The sequence below is a fragment of the Paenibacillus sp. GCM10027630 genome (assembly GCF_042676305.1).
Taxonomy (GTDB): domain Bacteria; phylum Bacillota; class Bacilli; order Paenibacillales; family NBRC-103111; genus Paenibacillus_S.
On sequence record NZ_JBHTGY010000015.1, the window covers coordinates 277,966 to 298,611 of the forward strand.

The 20,646-nt window shown below is 44.4% G+C and carries 16 protein-coding genes; 5 read left to right on the forward strand and 11 right to left on the reverse strand.

Annotation, left to right across the window (positions count from 1 at the left end; translation table 11 throughout):
- From ahlS to ACFQ0C_RS08920, 4 genes are all read right to left on the reverse strand, one after another.
- Window positions 1-849 (reverse strand): AhlS family quorum-quenching N-acyl homoserine lactonase, encoded by an 849-nt coding sequence (gene ahlS, locus ACFQ0C_RS08905; RefSeq protein WP_379365937.1) that lies wholly within the window; start codon window positions 847-849, stop codon window positions 1-3.
- A 12-nt stretch (window positions 850-861) separates the two neighbouring features.
- A complete protein-coding gene (locus ACFQ0C_RS08910; protein WP_379365939.1) occupies window positions 862-2,295 on the reverse strand; it encodes an aldehyde dehydrogenase family protein in 1,434 nt (477 codons plus the stop codon).
- Between the two features lie 294 nt (window positions 2,296-2,589).
- On the reverse strand, window positions 2,590-4,293 hold the full coding sequence (locus ACFQ0C_RS08915; RefSeq protein WP_379365941.1) for a sigma-54 interaction domain-containing protein: 1,704 nt from the start codon (window positions 4,291-4,293) through the stop codon (window positions 2,590-2,592).
- Window positions 4,294-4,872: 579 nt separating this feature from the next.
- A complete protein-coding gene (locus ACFQ0C_RS08920) occupies window positions 4,873-5,874 on the reverse strand; it encodes an ABC transporter substrate-binding protein (RefSeq protein ID WP_379365943.1) in 1,002 nt (333 codons plus the stop codon).
- 843 nt (window positions 5,875-6,717) lie between these two features.
- Between ACFQ0C_RS08920 and ACFQ0C_RS08925 the strand changes: the two genes are divergently transcribed.
- The gene (locus ACFQ0C_RS08925) at window positions 6,718-7,719 is read left to right on the forward strand and encodes an ABC transporter substrate-binding protein (protein ID WP_379365945.1); all 1,002 of its coding nucleotides are present in this window, start codon (window positions 6,718-6,720) and stop codon (window positions 7,717-7,719) included.
- A gap of 144 nt (window positions 7,720-7,863) precedes the next feature.
- Here ACFQ0C_RS08925 and ACFQ0C_RS08930 read toward each other — a convergent pair whose 3' ends face one another.
- Window positions 7,864-8,778 carry a MerR family transcriptional regulator gene (locus tag ACFQ0C_RS08930; protein WP_379365947.1) on the reverse strand — a complete coding sequence of 305 codons (915 nt, stop codon included), beginning with the start codon at window positions 8,776-8,778 and terminating at the stop codon, window positions 7,864-7,866.
- 138 nt (window positions 8,779-8,916) lie between these two features.
- Here ACFQ0C_RS08930 and ACFQ0C_RS08935 point away from each other — a divergent pair, with 138 nt between their 5' ends.
- The 3 genes from ACFQ0C_RS08935 to ACFQ0C_RS08945 all read left to right on the forward strand — a co-directional run bounded on the left by ACFQ0C_RS08935 (window position 8,917) and on the right by ACFQ0C_RS08945 (window position 14,757).
- Complete coding sequence (locus ACFQ0C_RS08935; protein ID WP_379365949.1) at window positions 8,917-9,843, forward strand: methyl-accepting chemotaxis protein; 927 nt, start codon at window positions 8,917-8,919, stop codon at window positions 9,841-9,843.
- Between the two features lie 876 nt (window positions 9,844-10,719).
- Window positions 10,720-12,933: an amidase family protein gene (locus ACFQ0C_RS08940; protein ID WP_379365951.1), complete on the forward strand. Its 2,214-nt coding sequence runs from the start codon at window positions 10,720-10,722 to the stop codon at window positions 12,931-12,933.
- Between the two features lie 183 nt (window positions 12,934-13,116).
- A complete protein-coding gene (locus tag ACFQ0C_RS08945; protein ID WP_379365953.1) occupies window positions 13,117-14,757 on the forward strand; it encodes an S-layer homology domain-containing protein in 1,641 nt (546 codons plus the stop codon).
- Between the two features lie 309 nt (window positions 14,758-15,066).
- Here the strand turns inward: ACFQ0C_RS08945 and ACFQ0C_RS08950 are convergent, their stop codons facing one another.
- Entirely contained in the window at window positions 15,067-15,333 is a 267-nt protein-coding gene (locus ACFQ0C_RS08950) for an SWIM zinc finger family protein (RefSeq protein WP_379365955.1), read from the reverse strand.
- 246 nt (window positions 15,334-15,579) lie between these two features.
- On the opposite strand from ACFQ0C_RS08950, the gene ACFQ0C_RS08955 reads away from it, so the two are divergent.
- Complete coding sequence (locus ACFQ0C_RS08955; RefSeq protein ID WP_379365957.1) at window positions 15,580-16,224, forward strand: SGNH/GDSL hydrolase family protein; 645 nt, start codon at window positions 15,580-15,582, stop codon at window positions 16,222-16,224.
- A 35-nt stretch (window positions 16,225-16,259) separates the two neighbouring features.
- Here ACFQ0C_RS08955 and ACFQ0C_RS08960 read toward each other — a convergent pair whose 3' ends face one another.
- The 5 genes from ACFQ0C_RS08960 to ACFQ0C_RS08980 all read right to left on the reverse strand — a co-directional run bounded on the left by ACFQ0C_RS08960 (window position 16,260) and on the right by ACFQ0C_RS08980 (window position 20,607).
- A complete protein-coding gene (locus ACFQ0C_RS08960) occupies window positions 16,260-17,225 on the reverse strand; it encodes an SPFH domain-containing protein (protein WP_379365959.1) in 966 nt (321 codons plus the stop codon).
- A 38-nt stretch (window positions 17,226-17,263) separates the two neighbouring features.
- On the reverse strand, window positions 17,264-18,049 hold the full coding sequence (locus tag ACFQ0C_RS08965; protein ID WP_379365961.1) for a TPM domain-containing protein: 786 nt from the start codon (window positions 18,047-18,049) through the stop codon (window positions 17,264-17,266).
- Window positions 18,046-19,077: a TFIIB-type zinc ribbon-containing protein gene (locus ACFQ0C_RS08970; RefSeq protein ID WP_379365963.1), complete on the reverse strand. Its 1,032-nt coding sequence runs from the start codon at window positions 19,075-19,077 to the stop codon at window positions 18,046-18,048. The genes ACFQ0C_RS08965 and ACFQ0C_RS08970 overlap by 4 nt, the downstream gene beginning before the upstream one ends.
- Window positions 19,078-19,114: 37 nt before the next feature.
- Window positions 19,115-19,813, reverse strand: a complete 699-nt coding sequence (locus ACFQ0C_RS08975) for a PspA/IM30 family protein (protein ID WP_379365965.1) — start codon at window positions 19,811-19,813, stop codon at window positions 19,115-19,117.
- 287 nt (window positions 19,814-20,100) lie between these two features.
- Complete coding sequence (locus ACFQ0C_RS08980; protein ID WP_379365967.1) at window positions 20,101-20,607, reverse strand: hypothetical protein; 507 nt, start codon at window positions 20,605-20,607, stop codon at window positions 20,101-20,103.
- Between the last annotated feature and the right edge of the window lie 39 nt (window positions 20,608-20,646).

Consider the following 20,646-nt stretch of genomic DNA (forward strand, 5'->3'; position numbering starts at 1 on the left):
TTATTCGTAATAACCTTCAGTTGATTTGCGGAATTGCTTGAATTGTTCCGGATCATGTCCGAACCAGACTTGCGAATTAGTTTTTTTCGCAAGGGTTCGAATTTTTTCGACGGTGTTCGAGTAGCCAAGCGAGTCATATATGATTCCCGGAGGCTTAATCGGAGGCCCATAGCTCTCCGCCGTGTAAACGGCATCAGAAGCAAGAATGATTCCGCCTGTTTCCGGCATTTCGATATGCAGCCCGAGCATGCCCCATGCATGGCCGCCACCGAAATTAAGAATTTTCACGCCTTCGGCCAGCTCCAGATTATCCTCTCCCCGCTTAATCGTTTTCCACTGCAAATGGCTCTTGATCCAGGCATCAATATCAGCCCAAATATAAGCGCCCTCTTTTTGATTGCGCGCATAGGATTGAAGGGTTCCGTTCAACTCGTCTTCATGGACAATAATCGTTGCATTAGTGAACATCTCCAAGCATCCGGCATGATCCAGATGCAGATGAGAAGCAATGACAAACTTGATTTCCTCCGGTCTTACCTTCAACTGCTCCAGCCGATTATGCAGGTAACATTCCTCGCTCGCTACCCATGGAAACATTTGCTGAGTAGATTCAGCCCAACGACCCTCCACGCCCATCGAGTTTGGATTGCAGGAGGTGTCGAATAAAATTTTGCCTTCAGGATGATCGATAAGAACCGTATAAATTGGAAATTCTACAAATTGTGTAGGAGCGTTCGGATTAGCGAGAGTAGCCGGGTTGTGCATCGCGATCATCCAGTTTTTATCCATGCTCATCCGACCGTTATCCATGACATAAAGCTTAGGGTGTGCTTTAATAATATTCGACATATGAGATTCCTCCTAGAATTGGGTTTTAATCGAAACAAATTTTAAATCCGTCATCTCTTGTACCGCATATTTAACGCCTTCACGTCCATATCCGCTTTCTTTAACACCGCCGTAAGGCATATGATCTACCCGAAATGTAGGTATATCATTTATGATCACGCCCCCTGCTCGAATTTCACGGGCTGCACGGAAAGCCTTATCAATGTCTTGCGTATAAATGCCTACATTCAGACCATAAACCGAATCATTGACCATCTCGATAGCTTCATTTAGGCTGCTATAAGGAACTATCGACACGACCGGTGCAAAAACCTCCTTGCAAGAAACAGACATATCCCGCTTGACATCCAGCAGCACTGTCGGCATGTAGATTGAATTCTCTCGGCGGCCTCCGCAGCCGATTCTTGCCCCATTCGCAACCGCCTCCTGCACCCAGGAGTCTATCCGCTCCATTTCCCGCTCATGAATCATGGCACTAAGATCCGTCAGCTCATCAGAAGGATCACCGACTCGAAGCTTTCCGGTCTCATTGATAAAGCTCTCAGCAAATTCGTTATAGATCGATTCATGAACATAAATGCGCTGCAAGGATATACACACTTGCCCGGCGAACGCGAATGCGCCTTCTACACATCTGGGAATAATTGTGTGAATTGGAACATCCGGTTCGACTATTAGCCCTGAATTGGAGCCGAGCTCCAGCGTGATTCTGCGAAGTCCGGCCTTCGCTTTAATCTGCTTGCCTACCTCCGAGCTCCCGGTGAACGTAATTTTTTTGACACGCTCATCCTCCACCAACGCATCGCCGAGCTCCCGGCCGCTTCCAGTGATAACTTGCAAAGCTCCATCCGGCAATCCGGCCTTCTGGAACAGCTCGGCAATAAACAGCGCGCTTAGCGGCGTCTGCTCCGCTGGTTTGAGCACAACTGAATTGCCCGCGGCTATAGCAGGGCCGACCTTGTGAGACACAAGATTGAATGGAAAATTAAATGGGCAAATCGCTATAACCGTGCCCAGAGGCTCCCTCCAAGTAAAGCCCAGCCGTCCTTCCCCTCCAGGAGCCGCGTCCATAGGAATGGTTTCACCATAGATGCGTTTCGCTTCCTCAGCGGAGAACTGGTAGGTTGTAATAGTGCGTCCAATCTCGGCTCTTGCGGTACGTATCGGCTTGCCGGCTTCCAATGACAGCAATTGCGCCGCTTCTTCCCTTCTTTCCTTCAGCTGCTCCACTACCTTGGACAAAATTTCAGAACGCTGATGGGCAGGCATCTTACGCATCGTTTCAAAAGCTCGGTGCGCCCCGTCTATCGCCTCTTGAACATCCCCAACATCGGCTTTGCTGATGTGCGCCAGCACCTTACCGTCATAAGGAGCACATAAAAGATAACTGCGTTCTGTCACCTTCCATTTCCCATCAACAAAAATCCCTTTTGTTTCCGCTTCCAATAGAGCACCTCCTTCACTTTGATCACTTCATTTATATACAAGCAAAAATCATGCCAATTCAAAAAAGGCCGCCTTTACGCCAAAAAAATGACTTTCCGAAATCCTGCCGGTGAAAAATATCACCAGTCGTTCCAACCCGTTGTATTCCCAAGCAAGAAAACATAGCTGCCCCTTCTTGCAGACGACGTGATCCGTAGGTGCAATCCGCAGCCCTAATAGTAATGTTTCCCTTCTCCTCCTTTGCAAAAAAAGGTGGTGAATTATATCACCGCTCTGCGGAAATAATTCACCACCTCATCTATCTGATTTATTATCCTTTTCCCACCGCTGCAATTTTTTCACAAGGGTAGAATGATCAATGCCAAGCTGCTCCGCCGCTTTTCTCAAAGAGCTATTTTTCTCAACGACTTCGTTTATTATTCTCCGCTCAAATTGCTGGACCCTGACCTTTAAAGTGAAGAAAGAATCGGATTGACTTTGATCCTGAATGTGCAGCGGCAGATGCACCGGCTCAATCATTTTGGCTGGGACCGAGACGATCATATTCTCGATCAAATTTCGCAGCTCCCGGACATTGCCTGGCCAATGATACTTCTTTAGCATTTCCTTGGCTTCATGGGTCATCTGCTTGTCTATCCGGTATTGCCGGCAAAAATAAGCGAAATAATGATCCATTAAAGGCGCAATATCCTCTTGCCGCTCTGCCAAGGACGGAATGGCAATTTCCACTACGGCCAACCGGTAAAACAAATCCTCTCTGAATTTACCGCTTTTAATCAGATGCCTAAGATCTTGATTGGTCGCCGCAACGATTCGTATATCCAGTTGACGCGACTTCGTCCCTCCTATGCGTCGCATTTGTCTTTCCTGAAGCACTCTTAGGAGCTTGACTTGTAGAGCTAAGGGAAGCTCAGCGATTTCATCGAGCATGACTGTTCCTTGATCGGCCAGCTCCAATAGACCAATCTTCCCATTCCGGCTAGCCCCTGAGAACGCGCCTGCTTCATAACCGAACAACTCGGACTCCAGCAGCTGCTCCGGGATGGCGCCGCAGTTGATTTTGATAAAAGGCTGCTCTCTTCGTTCACTTAGATCGTGTATCAGATTTGCCATTACTTCTTTACCTGTACCGGATGGGCCATATAGAAGTATGCTGGTCGGATAGGGGGCCACCTGTTTAATGTGCTCGTACACTTTAATAATTTGCGGGCTGCGAAAAATAAGGGTCTGCTCGGTCTCCTCACTCTTGATCGTATACCGGTTGTTCTGAATCTGGGAGAACGTATGGGCTTTCTCCAGCTCCTTCTTCAAATCATTAAGATGTGTAATATCGCGAACACTGGTTACGACCATCTCCAGCCCCCCTTGTTCATCAAACACAGGGTTGCCTGTCACGATCACATCCTTCTTGCCTCCAATTCGTTGAATGATGGAGATTCGCTGCTTCCTCTCCAGCACAAGCAAGGAGACCGATTGATCGAAATATCCCTCCGACATTAAATCCACCATCCGACGGCCTATCAATTCTTCTCTGCGGAAACCGGTTATTTCTTCATAAGCCGTATTGACCTGCATCGTAACCCCGTCCTGATCCACTACATAAATACCGTCGGTCGAAAATTCGATAATCGATTCCATCTGCTTCAGCAGGTTCTGGTAATGCTCCATCTCCGATATGTCCTGAATGACTGCAATGGCTCCGACCCGTTCCCCACTTTCGTACAGCGGTGTCCGGTTGACCATACAAGCTCGACCTGAAATCACCATCTTTTCGCCTATGGAGCCCTCTCCCCCCTCCAGCACTTCATGCATCCTAGAATGAGGGATCAGTGATTTAATACTTTTCCCCTTCCATTCATCATCTTGAACAGACAGAAGCCTTTGGGCCGATTCATTCATCAGAGTAATCTGGTTGTCCGAATTTACAACAATAACGCCATTATGCATGGAGGCTATTATATTCCCCCACAAATTAGCGGTAACAGACTCATAGGACATGATGAACAAGCCTCCTTCGTACACCTATATCAAAAGTGAAAAAGCATCACTGACATGCACCTGCGTAACCCCAAGCGAGAGCCTGAGTATAACCTCATGTTACAACACAATGCTTGCTGTGAAAAGGTCGCCTGCCCTTACCTGCACATCTAAAACAAAAAGCAGTTAACACAGAGAATACTCTGTACTAACCGCTTTTCTTACCTTACTTCTTCCTACTCGAGTTTAGCTCAAATTTATTCCGATGAAACTCTTTAATCATATCTTTGAAAAAAATACTTTCTTGTTCACTCAAACCATACTGATTATCTTTATGAATCATATTCCCAATGTGGCGTTTCAAAATCTCACTCCGGCGTCCTAATAATTGCGTATAAGTCAAATCAGTCATCTCCCTAGTTGTTTTCATACGTTAGCTGTCTTATTAAGTATAACAAACAGCCTTTTTTATGAAAAACCAGCTAAGGGGACCCTAGGCTAGATAACCTTTGCTAACCATGCATAAGACACGCTGGAAGCCATATAAACGGAAACATCCTCCACTATCCTCCCAATACGGCTTATTAACAACGATATCGCTTATTTTATTTCGAAATATTTGTACAGATCATCTAACATTGCGTTTGCTGCAAGGGAGCCACCGGCTAAATTCCAAGTAACGACATCTACTTTAAAATATTTGCCGTTTTTAACACCCTTCAGGTTTTTCCAAAGCGGGTGAGAAGTCCAATCCGTTTGTGACTTTTCCACAGTAGGCTCACTCGCATTAAGACGGGTAATATCAAAAATATAATCCCCATCTAGCTGCGACATTTGTTCTTTTGTAGTTATTTGGACAACAGCCTTACCTTCCACCATCTGAGCCTTCGGCCTCGGCAAACCAAGCTCCTTAAATATCGTTCCGGCAAATCCTGTTGCGTAAGAACGCGCACTGCCGTCTCTCTCAAACCGTATAATCGATACTTCCGATTTGGCCAGCTTATCCCCGGCCTTCTGTTTAAACTCTGCAACACGTTTGTCCCACTCGCTCATAATCTTCGCTGCTTCATCCTGCCTATATAACGCATCTGCGCCGATCTTTAGATTTTCTTTCCAGTCAAAAATTTCTTCTGTGATCACGGTAGGAGCAATACTTGACAGTTGGGGATAGATTTTTTCGTGTCGAGGTTTCGTTCCAATGATCAAATCAGGCTTTAACGCTACAATAGCCTCTATATTAGGTTGATTTTCATCTCCAAGACTTTTTACCCCATCCATGTTGGAGCGCAAATAGTTATACCAAGGCTTTTCTTCCCATGATTCAACAGAACCGACAGGCTTGACTCCCAGATGGACCGCTATATCAGTCATACCATTGAATAGGACTACGACCCGTTCCGGCTTTTTCTTCAAAGTAACTGTGCCCATAGCATGCTTGATCATTTTTTCTCCGGTTGTGGCAGCAGACTGACTCTGATCCTTCGGTTTAACAGATTCTGGCGAAGCTGCCGTACTGCCCGCATTTCCGCCTGGTGCCCCAGGGCTGCAAGCAGTAACCGTAAACGAGAGTAAGAGTACCATAAGCATAGGAAAACCCTTCATTGTATTTCTTCCTCCTTATTTAGCAAAGCAAACACAGGATAAACACGTTTTATTTGAAATGTGGTTACTGAGCCCTTTTTCTATTTGTCATTGATAATTGTTATCAATTATAAAATTCATTTCTTGCAAAGTACATATCTGATTCTATCAACTTCAGATACTAAATTTGTCGTATCACCATCAGTGAAGACCGCTACCGATTATACGGTCAGTGCCATGCGGCTCTGTTAGTTAAATACCTCAAAAATGCAAAAAAGACAACGGATTCAACGTACCACATACATACGATTCCTTTGTCTCTTGGGTAATCTCATGGTCTCCGTACCCAGAGGAATGAAGTTATTGATGGCAACTAAGGCGTTCACCTAAAAAACTGCAGCAGGTTTTGCTGCTTTTGCCAGAAAAACATTTTCAAAAAACAACAGCTAGTTAAGCACGTCTTTATAATAAATGCTTGCCTGTTTGCCGGAATTCGTTGAGGAAATGTAAGAGGCAAAGCCCATAGCCAATCGAGCAGTACGCGGCTTCTTTGTCCAATTCAGCTTTCACATCATTGTGATCCGTTCTCGTAATAGTTTCATGTCATTGCTCAATCTCATTGTTCAAGCCGTGGAGGAACGGTAGTACGTCAGGCTGTATTTATTGCGATTTCAATTATCCTTCAAGCGCCATCTGGCCCCACCATAGCATCTATAGCCTGCCTCCAAAACCATTATCCGAAATATGATTAAAACGGTTGACAAATGTTATTAAAGCGGAGTAAGATATAGAATTGTCTGAACTGGTGATAATGATTATCATTATTGCAATTAATGAGTGATTATTTGGGAGGTCAAGTTAAAGATGAAACAACCTATTTTAAAATTTCGAATGAAGCCAGCGGCTCTTATGGCTATTATTATGATGCTGTCAGTTTGGCTAGTCGCTTGTGGCGCAAAACAGGCAGAACCACAGGGCGCAGCTCCAGCCAAGGGTGGAGAAGTCGCTAAGGCAGAAGGCCCGCGCAAAATCAAACATGCAATGGGTGAAACGGAAGTGCCCGCTCATCCGCAGCGTGTCATCATTTTGACAAATGAAGGAACGGAAACGGTGCTTGCTCTCGGCGTGAAGCCTGTGGGTGCTGTTGATTCTCCTTACGGCAGTCCGTGGTTTGATCATATTAAAAAAGAATTGGATGGTGTTAAGCCGCTTGGCGGAGAATCGCAGCCGAACCTGGAAGTAATTGCGGCTTTGAAGCCCGATCTTATTCTAGGAAACAAGATGCGCCAGGAGAAGGTTTACGCTCAGTTATCTGCTATCGCGCCGACTGTATTCGCAGAAACGTTGCGCGGTGAATGGAAATCGAATTTTGCCCTGTTTGCCAATGCATTGAACAAGAAGGCAGAAGGAGACAAAATCGTTGCCGCTTACGACAAGCGAATTGAAGACTTTAAGAAGAAAGCCGGAGATCAGCTGAAAGATAAAGTAGCGGTCGTACGGTTCATGGGCGGCAAAACGAGATTTTATTATGGAGACATGTTTACCGGAGCTATATTCAAGCAGATCGGTATGCCACGTTCAGATCCGAAGAGTGATGAGAAAGCATTCGAGGATATTACGAAGGAGCGTCTTCCAGAGCTTGAAGCGGCGGATCGCGTGTTCTATTTCACCTTTGAAAACGGAGACAGCAAAGCAACGAAGCAGGAGCAAGAATGGCTGAACGATCCGCTTTGGAAGAACTTGAAAGTAGTCAAGAACAATAAAACCTTCCAGGTGAGCGATGCCACTTGGAACACAGGCGGCGGTGTAAAGTCAGCCAACCTGATGCTTGACGATATGTACAAAATCTACGGTGTAACTCCGTAAATTAATTTCGTAAGAGGCTGTCTCGGAAGCAGAAACATTCTGTTCCGTAGACAGCTCTTTTTTTGTATGGTGACAGGTTTCATTTTGCAAAGAGGAGCCGTTCATTTGTTCATTGGTTTCTCATTGCTGTAGACATCAGAAGCATCAGCGTCGATCATAGAAGGCTTGATTAGGTTTTATGATTGCCGCTTGATACCATGCCTCCCAGTCTGCTTGATTGGTGGACTGAACATACGGTGATAATTGCGCAGTGTTTTGGTTAAAGCCCGTTCCGCCAAGCGCGAAAATTAAATCAGGGAACTTACGTAAAATTGCTTCGACCCAGCTTTCCATCATTTCGACATACTTAGGGTCACTTATTGAAACAGCAATGACTGAAACGTTCTTCTCCTCGATTAAAGAAGCCAAATCGCCCAAAGGTGTATTCGGTCCTAAGTAGATGACCTCCAGCCCTTTTGTCCGCAGAAATAAGCTGAATAACATGAGCCCAATGTGATGGTGTTCCCCCTCTGGACATAGAGCTATCGCTTTAGGGAGCTGTGGATGAATGGGAAGAATTCTGAAAAACTGTAGGATACGCTGCATAATCAACTGAGTTGAGAAATGCTCCTGGGCAGTAGAAATTTCCCCATTCTCCCAATTCATACCTAATTGAACTAAAACAGGAGTAAATATATTATGAAATACGTCTTCATAGTGATAGATAGAAAAAGCCAGATCAATCGTTTGGTGTGAGCTTGTCGTATTAAAATCTATCAAATCCCTGTATAGATTTTTAATGAGATCGCAGCAAGTTTTGCTTATATGAGATGCTTGAGATTCCATTGATGGAGTTTTAAGCTCTTTTTGTTTCAGCAAGCAGACTGCTTCGCCAATCTTCATGTTGTGATCAGTTAATTGACTTTTTAACCATGTAAGAGTGTTAATATCGGATTCGCTATATAAGCGATGCCCGCCCTTACTCCGAATAGGGGCGATGATCTGATATCTGTTCTCCCAAGCCCGTATAGTTACCGTGGGAATGCCAAGTAGTTCAGAAACCTTTTTAATACTATACATAACTTGTACACCTCTGTTTTATTATACACAAACCCTATTTATAAGGTAATTATTTGTTGTTAATTTTGTATAACTCATGTATAGTTTTTATTATAAATTTATACACAAATTATATCACAATAACAAGGCGGTAGCTTAATGAACGATGCAAAGAAGAGCAGGAATGTCAGTACTCAAGTGTTGGATGAGAATGCTGTACTTGCAGCGATAGAGCAGTCATTGGCTATGATTGAGTTCGATGCTCACGGGAAGGTTTTATGGGCTAATGGCAATTTTGCAAAGGTTATGGAGTATGACACTGCAGAAATGTCGGGGCTGTCGCACCAGCAGTTTTGCACTTCGGAGTATGTGAATAGTTCTGAATATGTGAAGCTTTGGAATGATTTAAAGAGTGGGCGTCCTTTCCAGGAAAAAATATTACGTGTAACTAAAAATCAGCATCTGCGATGGTTTGAGGCGACATATACCCCTATTGTGAACACGGAAGGTGAAGTTGTAGCTGTTCTTAAAATAGCAACAGACATTACGAAGCGTGAACATGATACCGTTACAGTCACAAATGAATTGCAACAAATGGCGGAGAATCTCATGGAACGTGCAGAAGCAGGGGTCTTAAGCAGCCATCAGATTGCAACGGCGATCGAAAAGGTTGTAAATGAATCGGATAACAATATGCACGCTCTCCAATTGTTGGAGCTTAAAGCTGACGCTGTTCAAAAAACAACGAAAGCGATCCGAGAAATTGCGTCTCAAACCAATTTACTCGCTCTAAATGCGGCAATTGAGGCTGCACACGCTGGAGAGTACGGTCGGGGGTTTAACGTGGTGGCTGTTGAAGTTCGCAAGTTGGCTGCTCAAACAGAGGAAGCAACTAAAGAAGTAAACTCCACTCTACAGGATATTGCCGCTCAGGTTGCAGATATCTCTAAAGGCATAAAACGTGCACAAACGGTCATATTAGACAGCCAGCTGCGAACACAACATGCTGTTGATGAATTTACCGGCATTGGCCAAGCTGCACGCCAACTCGATAACCAGGCCAAGGTACTAGGAGATTTACTATAAAGGATACACATCGAATGAACAGGATAGAGAAAATATTCATTAACTTTATTCCAACGTCCAGCTACTGTCCAGAGTTCTACTTGAAATCTATTGTTCAATTAAATCGATTAAGTATGGACCCCTCTCTACTCGTGTTTGAAGTCGTAGAAACTGAGAAAGCGGAAGTTCTCCCGCGCTTGGTAAACAATTTCAGCCTATTACAAGGGACAGGGGTTTGCGTACGTGTATTCGCTCCAACTCCTCATAATCGTTCACTCCTTCCTCTTTCTAGAGACCTGTTCTCCATTCTTCTTTCAGCAATTGTATAGGCTACCGCCTCAGTACACCCTCCTTATAAGCAACCACCTCAATTTAACATCCATCTGCTAACAACTTACACGCCTGCCCCCCTTCAAATAAAGATATATCACTTCCTCAATTACAACAAAACCCATTATATGGGTAATTCCTCACAATTTTCGCCCTCGCCTTACATCATTCCGTCGTTTCGACTTTTAACACAGCGCCAAACATGTAAGGAAACATGCCATAAAATAACCTAAAAAACATTCGATCCGGATAAAAACATCACTTTTTAATCCATATATTTTTAAAATTACCATTTTAAGTTTATTTTATATCTCGTTGTTTAAGCGATATATAGTAAGCTACGATTAAATACAACGCGATGATAGCGTTTTATCGAAATAAACATGATTTGATAAATAACATAACATCAAATATTATACAACCAGAGATATTATTGATTTTTTGGCAAAAAACAAGCTAGGAGTGATGATACATAACAAGTAAGTGACATTGATTTGTTTCTTGCTTCAAAAGCTTAAACCGTTCGAAGTATTGACCAATGTTAAAAAATACAATGGGGGCGAAACCATGAAAAACTTACTATCCAGACCTTTATTTTCCCTTTTTATTTCCGGAGCACTTATTGCAGGGATTTTACCCGTAAGCTCGGCTAGCGCCGCTAGTAATGCCAACGTCAGTGAGGCAGCGCCAGTTAAGGCATTATCTGTAACAGACAGCGTCTACCACTCTACACCAAACATCGTTGTACTGGAAGCAGGCTCAGCTTCTGTGGTCGTCACTGGGCCCTCCACGACGATAGATGGCGCTTCATTCCAGGTAGACGTCGCGTTAAGCGGCATCACGGATAAAGTCACCGCTGAAAAGTTCATTGTCGAGTACAATACCGCACGTCTTGATTTTGTTAATGCCCAAGCCGTAGATACTTCTACCAGCATAGTCGGGCAATATTCTGAGCTGGGGAAAGCAACCATTGTGACAACAAACCTCAGCGGGAAAATTATTAACAAGCAAACGATAATCAGATTAACGTTCCATACAAAAGCAAACGGAAGCGTTCAGGATATTAAGATAAGCGCGGAATTAGGACTGGCAGACACCGGTGCCATTCAAGCATCAAACCAAGGTCTGCTCAGCCTGAAGACGACTCTGGTCAGTGGGGATTTGAACGGTAATGGGACTCTAGACATCGGTGATCTGGCGATTCTCTCCCCTTATTATGGAATCACATCCAAACAAGAAGGCTGGGCACTTGTAGCTAATGCCGATTTTAATCAGAATGGCATCATCGATCTAACGGATCTAGGTACACTTGGCAAGAAGGTTCTCTATTCGGATACAGCTTTTCAATTTATGGATGCTACAGTTATGGATATTCAAAATGCCATGAATGCGGGCAAACTTACGACAGTTGAGCTCGTGACTAAATATTTGGCACGGATCAAAAGCTACGATCAGCAAGGTCCAGCAATCAAATCTATCCTTACAATTAATCCAAACGCGCTTGCTGAGGCGGCTACCCTGGACGAAGAGCGTAAGACAAAGGGACCTAGAGGCCCGCTGCACGGAATCCCAGTTATCGTCAAAGATAACTATAATACCATTGGCATGCCGACAACAGCAGGATGTATTTGCTTAAAGAACAACAATACATCTACAGATGCTTTCATGGTCAAGAAGCTTAAGGAAGCTGGCGCTATCATTTTAGCAAAAGCGAATTTACATGAATTTGCTTTTGGCACAACGACAGAGAGCTCGCTCGGAGGACAAACGAAAAACCCTTACGAGCTCACAACTAACCCAGGTGGTTCAAGCGGTGGTACGGGAGCTGCGCTGGCAGCTAACTTCGGCGTTATCGGTCTAGGCACAGACACAGGCGGTTCCATTCGAATTCCATCATCACGCAACTCTCTTGTCGGTATTCGTCCATCAATTGGTTTAACAAGTCGCGAAGGAATTATTCCTCTATCTCTGTCTCAGGACGTGGGCGGACCGATGGCTCGTACAGTTGCGGATGCAGCCATTGCTCTGGATGCTCTGATTGGTTACGACTCCAATGACTTAACCACGGCTCTGTCTTCAGGAAGAACACCAAAGAGCTATACCGATTATTTAGATAAGGACGGATTGAAGGGCGCAAGAATCGGTGTCGTTCGCACCTTGTCGACAGGCAACGATGCGGCCTTGGCTGCATCCATTGAAAAGATGAAGGCTCAAGGCGCGACGGTAATTGATGTAGTTGTGCCGAATCAAGCGGATATTTTAAGGTACGCCAGCTTAAGTGGTACTGAATTTAAATTCAACCTGAATGATTATTTAAAAACGCTTGGTCCAAATGCACCTTACAAAACGTTAACCGAAATAATTGCTTCCAATGATATTTTACAAAACCAAAAAAGCTCCATGATTCAACGCGATAACGTCGCAACGTTAGAAACTCTCACCTATTATAAAGATTTATTAGAGCGTACCCGTCTGACACAGCAATCGCTTCTCAAGGTAATGAGCGAGAACAAACTTGATGCCTTACTGTATGCAACAACATCCGGAAGCGCAAATCGCCTTAGTCCATATTCCGGCTTCCCGGCACTGAGCTTCCCTGCAGGTTATACAGGAAACGTTCCATTCGGCTTGGAGTTATTAGGTAGACCTTTCGATGAAGGGACTTTAATCAAGCTGGCTTATGCCTTCGAGCAGGCTACACATTATCGCAAACTACCCGCTTCGGTTCCTGCCTTGACAGCCGAGCAAGAACAAGCACTTAAGCCAGTCGTCACCCCATAAGCTGATCTTCAATACGTAAAACGCGCAGCCTGGAATCCTGGGGGTAGGATACCCCTAGGGATTCTGGTTGAGAAGACAATCAGCAAACACATCGGAAAGCAACTTTAAGGGAAGGGACGAAACCTATAAATGATACATAAATGGCTCCGATATACAATGTCCGCGTGCCTCGGGATGGCACTCTTGCTTCCACAAACCACATTGGCGGCCGAAGAACCTACATTTTCACTTTTATCCGCCTCTTCAGGCACAGTGCTAGAACAAGATTCCTTCCAAATCCAAATTAATGCGGATCAATTAAACGATGTATTCGCATATGAGCTTAACGTATATTATGATACCTCCCTATTAGAGCTGGATACGACGAAAAAGTTTACTGATCTCACTGGATATACGTTACCTATTAAAATCGTAGAAGACGGCGGCAGCCACGTTCAACTGGTCTATACGAAAACCGGATCATTAACCGGACTCAACGGCTCCGCTACGCTCGGGAACTTAACCTTCAGAGCCAAGAGAGCCGGTATAGCAGAGCTTGCGCTCAAAGAAGTCAAAACAAGCACAAGCTCGTTAAAGGAAGAGACACTCCTCAAGCCCAATACTAAGCTAAACGTAACTGTTGCCAAACACAATAACAGCGGAAGCAAACCGAGTACGAGCACAGGTGGGAGTAGTGGTGGGGGTACTGGCGGAGATGCAACCCAAGGAAACACGGACAGCAAAAATGTCGTTACCATTAAACCAGAACAACTGGTCAGCAGCGGAAGCGGTCCCGTCGTTCTTTCTATCCCTTCTGCTGCCAAGCAGCTAAGTCTCCCATTTAATACGGCTGATTTACTGGCTGGCAATAAGCTTGAAGTTCAATCAGACAAAATAAAACTGCAAATACCTGCAGAGATATTCCAACAACTGACCCGTATGGTCGATGAGCAAGGCAGAAGCACCAGCCAAATCGTGTTAAATGTTGAGCCCAGTGATACCGGAAGCGAAGCTAATATACTTAATCAGGGCAAGCAGCAGTTGGGTGCTGATGTAAAGCTTGGCGGAGCCATTTACGATATTAAGCTTTCTATTACAACCAATGATGGCCGTACATTCACTCTAAGTCAGTTCGATAAATCCGTTTCACTGCACATGAAGGTCGATCCATCCATTAATACAAAAATAAGCAGCATTTATTATATTTCCGATAACGGGCAATTAGAAAGAGTCGGCGGAGAGTACCGTGACGGAGAAATTGTGGCTGACATCGAGCATTTCAGCAAGTATGTTGTATTGGAAGTATCCAAGACATTCAACGATGTTCCAGCAACTCACTGGGCAGCCGAGGTAATTAGCGAGTTGGCATCGAAGCAAATCATTAGCGGTACGGGCGAAAACGTGTTTGCCCCTGAACGAAATGTAAGCCGTGCCGAATTTACAGCACTCATCGCGAGAGCACTGAATCTGAAAGATGCAACCTCCAGCACATTCGAAGATGTTCAATCATCGGATTGGTTTGCTTCAGAGGTGTCCAAAGCAGTTAAAGCCGGTCTAGTAAACGGCAGAGGTGAAGGACACTTCGATCCGACTGCTCCTGTAACTCGCGAAGAGATGACTTCAATCGTTATGCGTGCTTATGCTCTACATGCAGGAAAACCTGCATTAACAGAAGCACCAACCTTTGCCGATGAAGCCTCGATTGCAGATTGGGCTGCGGGGGATGTCAAGAAAGCGGCAGCTCTCGGATTAATTCAAGGCCGTTCGAAGGACAGCTTTGCACCTCAAGGATTAACTACGCGAGCGGAAGCCGCACAAGTACTGTACCGTTTGCTATCGAAGTAGTCAGCATTGAATCCCATTTGAGCGTTTCAGCGAATTAGCTATACGGGGCGCCGTTTCAAAGGGAATCAGCCAGTGAGCCAGACTCAAGCCATATACAAAGACGCCTCCAAAACCACTTTGCAAGTGGGGATGGAAGCGTCTTTGTGTATGGATGTCCAGTATTGTCAGCATAACCCAAATTAATTTTGTGCAGGAACACCAAAGACACCAATGACCTCTTTAATTCGTACCATGCAGTCCAGATGATGTTGCTCTTCAGTAATGTGAAATTTAAACATACCTCTAAGGTACTTCACTCGTAAAAATGGCTTAGAAATCTCTAATTTCCAACAGTACAGCCGCTACATGCTTGCATACAGGCCCCATGTCATATGGGCAGTTGCATTCTGTATAAATGACTTCTCCACGGGAGTCCATCCGAACCTCTACACCGTATAACTCGCTCCCTTCAACTTTAGCCCGATAAAGAAGTGGTCCCACTTCTTCAATGGATAAGATAGAACCATTATCTCGGTAGGCCTCTCCTCGCTCCAGAATGATTGGATCCATGGTATTCTCAATTTGTTCTAGTTTCATTAAGGTACCCTGCTTTCTTTATTTCTCCAAGGTATATAAGGCAAAAATCGTGTTACCCCTTTGATTGTGATAAATGATTTGTGCTTTGCGTCCAATAACGTCCACACAACTTGCGAATGTTTACATACCATATCTATAAAATATATTTGAGAAATACACAAGCAAGCAATAAGTTGATCTCCCCCTATTGTCCAATAGGATATTGCGTTGCAGGTATGATTAAAAGTTGGAGTTGGTGATATTCTTATGATCTATACAGCTCTTGGAGATTCCATTACATTTGGAGAAAATGCATCCTCTTTGGCGAAGGCTTATCCTCATTTAACTGCCTCTACATTAAATTCAAGCTCGTATAAGGTTCGCGGATTGGTTTTGGCCCGGCCCGGTTGGAGCAGCTATGATCTATTGGATGCCGTGATATGGCAGGGATCCTCCATAATCAGTCGTTCTACTGCTGTTTCAGTATGGATCGGAGGAGTGGATTTAGCTAACGCGGCACTCTTTTCATTTAAAACCAAGCGACCACTAGATGCAAAACACATTGTAGCCAGCTATAGACGTAATTTAAGTGCTATTTTTACCCGAATAAAAAAAGGGAGCCGTGCCCGGATCATTTGCTGCACGCAATATAATCCATTTCCTAACAGCTCTCTTGCGGTTGAGTGGGTGGACGGATTAAATCGTACAACCAATGAGCTCGCTCATAGTTACGATGTAACTGTAGCTCCCGTTCATATGTGGTTTGAAGGAAACCAGGCAGATCTTTTGTATGGATATCGAAAAGGAAAGATCGAAGACGCGTTAAGCGGATCTTTACCTATCCATCCGAATGATCGAGGGCATCGAGTTATTGCAACGAAATTGGCCCCATATCTACTTCCCCAGAAATAGTCACCCAAACAAGGGGGAAATGCTGCTCTGCATAATTAGCCCAGCTTTTGACCACAATTCGGACAGAAGTTAGCTCCTTCGTTTTTCGTACCACAGTTAGGACAGAAGTTGGGCTTGCCACCCCCTTGAGAAGAAGACGAAGGCGTCTGAGTCTGATTCTGATTCATATTTTTCATCATTTCATTCGCCATGTTCATTCCCATCATCATGCCTGCCATATCCGAAGCAGTTCCACCGCCATGTAATTTACCCGAAGCCATCGCATCGGTCATGCTTACCTGTTGATATTTTTGCAAGTTGCCGATCATTTCATGAGAAGCCGTCTTCGTAATCATATCCTGGATTTCTTGAGGGTAATTAAAGCTCATCACTTGAAAGCCCGTAATTGTCATTCCATTATCCAATACTTCCATATCCAGATCCTCACGAATACCTCTGGCAATTTCGGATGCATTCGCTTGGAGATTGAACATGTCCTTCCCTTCTCTGCTGATCCATTTCATTAACAGCTGATCTAACACAGAAGTGATACGAATTTTAATATCCTCAACCAGATAGCTGTCTTTCATCCCGGCGATTTTATCGATCAGCCTAACATAATCATTCACTTTAAAATTAAACGCTCCGTTCGCGCGTATCGGCATGCCGCCTGGAAGCTGCGGAGTCGGGATTAGAACAGGATTCTGCGTCCCCCATTTGACAGTAAACTCTTTCGTGTTCACAAATAAAATTTCTACTCTCATGCCGCTGTTGAAGCCGAATTTAAATCCTTTTAAAGTGGATAAGAACGGTATGATATCCGAATCGATATGATATTCCCCGTCATCCTGAAATATCCCCTCAATCTTACCGCCATTCACGAAAATAGCATCTTGACCCGGACGGATAATCAGTTTACTCCCTTTCTTAATCTCCCGATTGCTCCACTTCCAGAAGATCATATCATCTCTAAACTCTTCCCATTCTACAACGTTCGAAAATTGATTTTTGAAAAATCCCATATGAATACCCCTCCCATTTGTTTAAACTCAACACTTGATTAAAACTTGCCTCTACTGCCGCTATGCGAATGGCCACCTCCGGTGATACCCCCGCCGCCTCCAGATTTACTGCCAGAGCTTTTCTCAATTTTTTGCCTCGTTACTGTTGTTCGAATGTACTGATCCTGCCGATCTAGAATTCCAGAATTGCTTGCATCCTCATAGGTTTGCCGATTTACGGTGATGCGTCCGCCGGAGCGATAAGCCATCATTCCAACTGCAATACCTCCAATAGCCAAAGCTCCTCCCAATTGAAACCAGAGATTAAACAAAATGTTATCTGGATTCACTCCAGGCTTGTAGCCCATATATTTATAGGAAGTTTTGATATATTTTTCGAATGCCTGCTTATAATCGCCGCTTGATAAATCAGATGTAATCTTACCCCTTATTTTATCGAGCCTGCCATCGCCCAGATACTGCTCAGCCTTATAAAATCCAGCCAAATACACATCACGGTTTCTCATATCCAGTGTCAAAATGACTGCGTTACCATGAGACTTGTCGTATCCGGGCCCATGCTCATCATAAAAATTCTCCGTCATCTTTTTGACATCTACATTTTTGGCGTTATTAGAAGTAATGATGATAATATCGGTTTCTCTTTTGGCACTATATTGATTAGCCATCTCATTTAGTTCCTGATATTCTTCAGGAGTAAGCAGCTTCGCATCATCATAGATCATTATTTTCTCTTCCATTGCCGCTACCATGATTTGAGCAGGAACAGCCAGATACACCACGAGGAAGAAAAGTACTGCCAGAAAAGCTCTTTGCCTTCTCACAGGAACCCTCCCCCCATCATCCATGAGATTAATTTTAATGATAAGAAGGAGACGCTAGAAATACCAGCAAACCATGCTGCCACCTTCACCTTGCTTATCGGAGGCTTGCCGACGACCTTGCCCGTCTGACCGTTCATGGCAAATGTATACTCCAGTTTATTAAAACCATAGTGAACCACCCATACCGGAAGCAAACAATAGTCTACATTCTTTACTCTTGTATCAATTTCCTTATTCGTAAAACTAACACTAGAATATTCCGACACTGCTGATGAAATGGAAGATTCAATATACTCTCTGATTTTATTTTTCGCCCGCGGTAACATCTCCGTATCTGTATAACTATATTTCTCCGCAACGTAACCTGCCAGATAAGGGGTTTTAAAGCTCCTCAGTTGATCATAGGGAAAAGGCTCCAGCTTATCCATCAGCATATCATTCATCTTCTCCGATGAATCAATAGGCACCCTCAAATAATTCAACTGAAGCTTACGGTAGATGTCAAAATGCTGCGTTTCCGTATATCGGTAATCCCCTTCTGTATAAATTCTCACTCTCGTGGCATGGCCGTTTACCTCCACATTATTATGCAATTCATATAGCCAGAAGGGGATATACATTCCTGTCATACCTTTAATACGATCTGCGCTCATAAACCCGCCCGGTGTAAGAAGACCGTTTTTGCACCATTTTCGAAAAGCCTTTATCGCCTTCTCCTTGCTGATTGAGAAAGGAATGACCAAGCCCGGAGCCAGCTTCCCGCTCAAACGATCGCCCAGAACAACAGCCGAGTCACAAAAGCTGCAAACGGTTGCCGCCGTTTCCGCTTCGGTGATAATGACAGCTCCGCAGCTTGTACAGTGGTATTCCTGAACCTCCTCTGGAGAAACTGCTTGCTGGCCAAGAGGATCAGGGAACTGCTCGATATTATCCTTTCTTCCACAGCTATGACATGATAACATCCCTGTCTCCGGGTCAAAGATCATGCCGCTGCCACAGTTCGGACATTTATATTCAATAACGTTCATCTGTTCACCTCTATGACATAAGGAATAGCAAAAACCTTTATTCCTTTTTTAATTTTGCTTGGATTGCGGCCAACTCATCCTCAGGCTTGGGAAGACTCTCCGCATTTGCATGAGCATCCGAATTCTTCTCCAATTGTGCAAGCAGCGTATCCAGATCATCTTCCTTCGTTCCAGCCCTCAGTTCATCCAATGCCTCAGCTTCATTCAACGCTTGATCGGCCCGTTCCTCCATCGCTCGAAAGGAAGCCTGAACATCTCCAGTGAAAGAGTGACCTGAATTCATCCCCTGCTGCAGCTTTGCAGCGGCTAGCTTCCCTTTAAGCTCTATCCTTCGAGTCTCCAGCTGTCCCAGATCCGATATAAGCTTATCTTGCATTTGTTTCATGTTTGCAGCATTTGTCGAAGCAAGATCATAAGCCGCCTGCAATTCGGTTAACCTCTCGCCTAACTTCGCTTTCCTCTCCAGGAATTTCAAGGCATCATCCTCATTGCCCGCTTCTACAGATTTCTCCGCATATCGCTGCAGCTTCTTGATCTCGGCATTACACTCATCGAGTTGCGCCTGCGCTCTTCGCTCATCCGCGAGCACGGAAGCCGTTTCGGATTTTACCTTACCCAGGTCGCTGTTCAAGGTCCGCATATATTCATCTATCGTCTTCTCCGGATCATCATTACGCTCCAGCAAAGAGTTGACATTGACCTTCATAATATCCTTTAATCGTGACAAGATTCCCATGATACGCCACTCCCTTTCACGTTAATCATTTATTCTAATAATACAATAGTTTCAGGAAGAAGGTTGCAATGAATTAGATTAAAGGTGGATTTCGATGCCATGCTCCCTCCGCTTCGCTCTAGTCCGCGCAAGACTGAACCCCTTAGAGGAATTCTTCCCCTAAAGTCTCTATATTGCAAAAAAGCTTCGACCGATGGTCGATGCCTTTTTGCATTTTATGGAGACGAGGGGTGGCTAAGCAAATCCATAACACACTTCTGCTCGCGATCATGAGCACCAACTGAGCATTAACCAAAGCGATTGCAGAACTGTTCATACTCGTGGAACGAAGTGGAATAAACGTGAATTTCTCCGTAACCGGATTTGTAAGAATGATGTTTGGTCGCCAGTTTTTGATACAAACGATTTGTGTATGCATTCTGTGCCGACGTTGGTATTCTTACTTCTTTCACATCGGGATTTGCGTCACGGATTTGCACTGCCAATACCTGCAAGCCCCGTATAAACATTCGTGTATTCCGATATTCCTCCGCAAAACAGCTGTTGCCAAGTACCGCAATGTCTTTTTGTTTATATTCATCCTCGGCCAATCCGAGCACAAAGCTTCCGATACCGGCCATCTCGTCCCGTTCATTAACGATAATGGCGGCTCTGCCATTCTTCATATAGTTTATTACATCCCGAAGTACAAGGATCACAGGGTAGTTCGGAATGATGGATCCTCGGTGCTCGATATAAAAATCTGTAAATCGGCTCCATTGCTGCGTATTGGAACAAAGTTCGATCCGAAACAAGGCATTCACCTCGAAAATGTAAATTAATTAACATAATCA